This window comes from Peptococcus simiae, assembly GCF_046097595.1.
Classification (GTDB): domain Bacteria; phylum Bacillota; class Peptococcia; order Peptococcales; family Peptococcaceae; genus Peptococcus; species Peptococcus simiae.
The window spans coordinates 1-2,451 of sequence record NZ_JBJUVG010000028.1 but is presented as its reverse complement, the minus strand read 5'-3'; the positions used below and the strand labels follow the sequence as shown (position 1 = coordinate 2,451).

Annotated in this window: 1 protein-coding gene and 1 rRNA gene; one reads left to right on the top strand and one right to left on the bottom strand. The window is 52.9% G+C overall.

Features of this window, described 5'->3' with window-relative positions:
* Nucleotides 1–93: ribosomal RNA gene (locus ACKQTC_RS09175) — 16S ribosomal RNA — on the top strand; the annotation flags it as partial.
* Nucleotides 94–606: 513 nt separating this feature from the next.
* Here ACKQTC_RS09175 and ACKQTC_RS09170 read toward each other — a convergent pair.
* On the bottom strand, nucleotides 607–2,247 hold the full coding sequence (locus ACKQTC_RS09170; RefSeq protein WP_408978141.1) for an alkaline phosphatase: 1,641 nt from the start codon (nucleotides 2,245–2,247) through the stop codon (nucleotides 607–609).
* Between the last annotated feature and the right edge of the window lie 204 nt (nucleotides 2,248–2,451).

Here is a 2,451-nt window from a genome sequence, read left to right as displayed (position 1 = left end):
ATATGGAGGAAGCCGCCCACGGTGGGATCGATGATTGGGGTGAAGTCGTAACAAGGTAGCCGTATCGGAAGGTGCGGCTGGATCACCTCCTTTCTAAGGAAAACCCGCAGTAACAAACTTACTGCAAAATATGATTTGCCTTGTTTGGTCTGTTTAGTTTATTAAGCCTAGGAGCAACCGTTCCTAGGCTTTTTTCTTTTTCCCAGCCATTCTCTCTGTAGACCGCCGCATCCACCACCTGGCGGTGGTGGCCGGCTGGTGTCGCTGACGCGACTGCTGACGCACCACCTCCGGTCTCAAGGATTAACCTGTAACGGAGAACCGTTACAAAAATATGATTTACCTTGTTTGGCCTGTTTAGTTTATTAAGCGCATGAGCATCCGCTCATGCGTTTTTTATTTGCCATTATCCGGTTTGTTTCTCTGTAGACCGCCACATCCACCACCTGGCGGGAGGGATCAAGGGGCGGTGCAGGTGGCTAGGTAGGCTGAGGAAAGCGCTGCTGCATTAGGGCTTTTCTCAGATATATAAGTCCTGACTAGGGCTGCTTAAAAAGGGGCAAGAAAAAAGTCGCTAGCAGAGCCAGCGACTTTTTCTTTACTTTACTAGCCTAAGAGCTTAGCAGCTGAGGCCGGGACGTATGTTTTCTGGGTGTTGAAAACGGTCAGGCCATCCAGTTCAACCCGTTTCCCATCAATGATGGCGTAGTTTTTAGAAATCGGGAAGATGATGGTCTTCTTGTCCTTCGTGACGATGACTTCAGGGTTGGCCGGCCGGCTGTTATCGAAGGTGATGGTAGCGCCGGTGTCGGCAAAGGCATCTCGAACGGGGACGTAAAGGTCCTTAGATAAGGCTACCAGGTCAAGGTCGAGCAGGTCAGCCATATAGAGGCCGATTTCATGGTTGAAGACCAGACCGGTGAGGAGTTTGGCTTCCGGTGAACTGGTGTAGCAGTAGAGGGCCACATCGCCACCGACATGGCCATTGGTGGTCCAGCCAATGTGAGACCGGTCGCTGATGACTTTACCGACAGCTCCTTGAACATCCTTGGCGTCGCGGATCAGTTGACGCTCTTCATTGGTTAAGTCATTCAGGCCGTAAGCCTCATTCATGACGGCATCAATATTGGACCGGTCAGCATTGAGACGGAGGGCAACGCCTTGGCCGGTGAGCTTGGCATTTTTGATATACTTGGTAAAGGATTCCAAGGGGGCCTTATCGTAGCCCTTGGAAATGGCCCGCTCACCAAAGGTCATCCCGCCGGTGCCGTGGTCAGCAGCAATGATGATGGTCGTATTGCCGTGACGGTCTGCAAAGTCTTTGGCCACAGCGACAGCCTTATCGAAGGCTAAGAGGTCACTGACGACACCGACCGGGTCATTGGCGTGGGCAGCCCAGTCGACTTCAGACCCTTCAACCATTAAGAAAAAGCCTTTGTCATTTTGGGATAAAAGATCCAGGGCCTTCTGGGTCATTTCTGCTAAAGAGGGTTCCTTGGCAGGGTCGCGATCAATGTCATAGGCCATGGACTTGCCGGCAAACATGCCCCAGAGGGGGCCATTCCCGGCGCTGGCCATCTCTGCCGGCGTGGTGACGTAGGTGTAGCCCTGGTCCTTGATTTCCTTGATCAGGTCTTCCTTGTCGGCCCGGTTTTCAGCCGTCAGGTAGTGGCTGCCGGCGCCGAGGACCACATCCATTTTTTGGTAGACCTGCTGTTCCCCTAAGTCCTCATAGGCATTCCGGTTGGGGTGGTGGGAAGAAAAGTCGGCGGGAGTGGCGTGCTGGATGTTGGAGGTAGAGATAATGCCTGTTGACTTGCCTGCCCGTTTCGCCCCTTCCAGGACAGTGGCCAGCGGTGCCATGGCACGGCTTTCGTCCATGGTTTCAGCGCCGGGCATCCCTGCCTTGGTCGGATAGGTAGCAATGAAGGGGGACTCTGTTTTCTGACCGGTAGACATGGCGGTGCCGGCTGGGGCCGAGTCAGCAATAGGCGTATTGGCATTGTTGGTGCGGACCATACCGGTGAGCATGCTATCCATCGTGAGTGCCTTGCTATCCGTCATCCAACGGGTCGTGGTGACAGCTTCAACGTTCGTTCCGTCAGGAATCATCATGATAACATTGTGGCTGCGACCATAGGTATCCTGGGCAGCCTCAGCAGGGCCGGGCATACCAGGAAAGGTGACGCTGCAAAAGAGAACAGAAGCAGTGAGGGTGGTGGCAAAAAGCTTTTTGATGGTTGACATATGAAACCTCCTTTTCTTTGTTACTTTTATATTAGCAAGGGGAGGTCAAATCAACCGTCGCCTCTGGTAAAAGGTAAGTAAGAATATGCGCCTTCGCCTCGGTCTGGATTTACAATTGGCTATCGAGGTCCCCTATATAAGGATAAGACGCCCGAAAGATAGACCTCCTAGACCCGATGAGCGACGATTGGCATCTTTTTTGAA